The organism is Rhizobium sp. RHZ01 (assembly GCF_014851595.1).
Lineage (GTDB): Bacteria > Pseudomonadota > Alphaproteobacteria > Rhizobiales > Rhizobiaceae > Rhizobium > Rhizobium altiplani.
The window spans coordinates 1-2,052 of record NZ_JACUZZ010000072.1 but is presented as its reverse complement, the minus strand read 5'-3'; the positions used below and the strand labels follow the sequence as shown (position 1 = coordinate 2,052).

2 protein-coding genes are annotated in these 2,052 nt (G+C 57.7%); one reads left to right on the top strand and one right to left on the bottom strand.

Going from position 1 to position 2,052, the window contains the following annotated elements:
- Positions 1-295: 295 nt before the first annotated feature.
- Positions 296-481 (top strand): hypothetical protein, encoded by a 186-nt coding sequence (locus IB248_RS30810; protein WP_018117079.1) that lies wholly within the window; start codon positions 296-298, stop codon positions 479-481.
- A gap of 81 nt (positions 482-562) precedes the next feature.
- On the opposite strand, the gene IB248_RS30805 is transcribed toward IB248_RS30810, so the two are convergent.
- Entirely contained in the window at positions 563-1,603 is a 1,041-nt protein-coding gene (locus IB248_RS30805) for a LacI family transcriptional regulator (RefSeq protein ID WP_192242234.1), read from the bottom strand.
- Between the last annotated feature and the right edge of the window lie 449 nt (positions 1,604-2,052).

The following is a 2,052-nucleotide window of genomic DNA, read 5'->3' as shown; positions in this document are numbered from 1 at the left end:
AACGAATTTGAGACGCTCGTCCATGCGGTTGCACTCCTGCAAAGGCACCTTCGCTCTCCTCGCAAAGGCCAAAAGTGTAACCCATGTCTCCGGTATGAACTGTCACCCCTCTCTCGGGAAGGACACCCAAGCCGCCCAGCACGTGCGCGTCTCTTGAATCGTTGGGCGTCCTTGTGAAGGCCATAGTAAATCCCACTAGGTCGCTGGTGACATTCTCCTACGGCACGCTCAACCGTTGATGTTGCCCTGGGTGCGGGCGCACCCTAGTATCTCCGTGCTTCCGGGATACGCCGCCGTGACCGATACGATCGCCCCACAACTGATATTCACTCTGAACATCGCGTGGGAAATCGCCTCGCAGGAGAGCCCGGACTATGACCTCGTCGTCTATTTCATCCAGCAGGCTCTTCGTGCAGCTCAAGAAGAGGCATTGCGACACGGCGTCATTGTCGATTTCGAGCAGAAATCCGAGCTTCAATAGGGTGTCCGCTTGCAGTAACCGCCGAAGTCACGAGGCTAAGGTCTACCGCGTAGCCAGTTGAGATCGAGTAGCAGATGTCATCTATTTTCCGGTACCGCCGGAGAAAGGCGGCTGCGGCGTTAGCAGCATCTGCAACTGGTCCATATCCGTCTCGCCGCTGATCCGTTTCCTCAGGATGCGGCCGATATGTTCGCCGGTGGCCGTAAGGTCCTCATAAATCGTTTCCACCTTCGGCTGGATGGCGGAAAGTAACTGCGAGGTCTGCTTGGCGACGATGTCGTATTCGACGCCAAGGGTGAGGCCGCAATCGCTCATGCCGGTGATCGTGGCAAGCGCGCACACTTCGCCGCCGCACATGAAGGCGTCGGGTGGATCGGGTTCGCGATGCCGTCGGGCGATACGGTCGCGAATCGCGCCCGCCGGATGATCGAGGTCGATCTCGGAGATAATCTCGTAGGCACAGCCGGCTTCGCGCACCGCGGTCATGAAGCCGTGCAGGATATGGCTGCCGAAGCTGAACTGCATCGGACCGCCGATCAAAGCGGGCTTACGACGCCCTTTGGCGATCAGCCGCTTGGTTGCCTCATAGGCGAACGTGAAATTGTCGTAGTCGACATAAGGATGCGGCGTGGAAAGTTCGGTGCGGCCATGGGTGACGAACGGAAAATTGTGCTCCATTAGCAGCCGCACGCGCGGGTCGAACGGTTCGGTGCGCGACATCACCAGGCCGTCGGCCATGTGATTGCGCATGATGTAGTTGACTGCCTCGATATTGGTCGTGTGCGGCAGGTTGGGCATGACGATCAGATGGTAGGTGGTGCCCTGCAAAGCAGCGGCGATGCCGGACATGATCGAGGTGCCGTAGCCGAGGATCTCCTCATGCGATTCAAGAAGGATGGCGATGACGTTCGTGCGGCCGGTCTTCAGGCGCTGGGCCGCTCGATCTGGGGAGTAACCAACCTGCAGCGCGATCTCCCGGACGCGCTTGCGGGTCTCGTGGTTGATGACCGGGTCGTCCGAAAGGGCTCGCGATATCGTCGTCACAGCAAGGCCCGCGATGTCCGCGATGGTGCGCAACGTCGGCTTGCCGCTCCTGCGGGTCACTCCGGTCGTGGGCGGCATTGTAATGCGAGACACGCTCGACTTTCCTCCAAAGCGTCGATTGGCCGGACACTAGCGCGATATCGGCGCCGAAAGCAATGCTATTATGGAAACGTTTTAAATAATCGGCTTCCGTTTTCCAAGCAATAGGACTGTGTCTGAAAGACAAGTAAAAACAGGCAGTAAATGATACTGCCTCCGACAAAGAAAGGCGCGTCGCTACACTTGACTTGCTTATGTTTATAACGTTTTAAATTAACCCATGCGGCGTTCGCGCCGTATAAGTAGAGTCTTTCGCGCGGGGAGCGCGGGGGCTTTTTGACCGCGGATTTTCCGCTTTTGTGAACTTGCAAACCGGGAGGAAACGATGCGCAAGTTTTTGCTGACGACAGCGTTGGTGACGATGAGTGTTGCGGGCTTGGGTGCTGCCAAGGCTGCGGATGTGAAGGAAGTGCAGATGCTGCACTGGT

Excerpts from the sequence above, each read along its gene's own strand:
- IB248_RS30805 (WP_192242234.1), bottom strand. The coding sequence starts at position 1,603 with ATGCCGCCCACGACCGGAGTGACCCGCAGGAGCGGCAAGCCGACGTTG.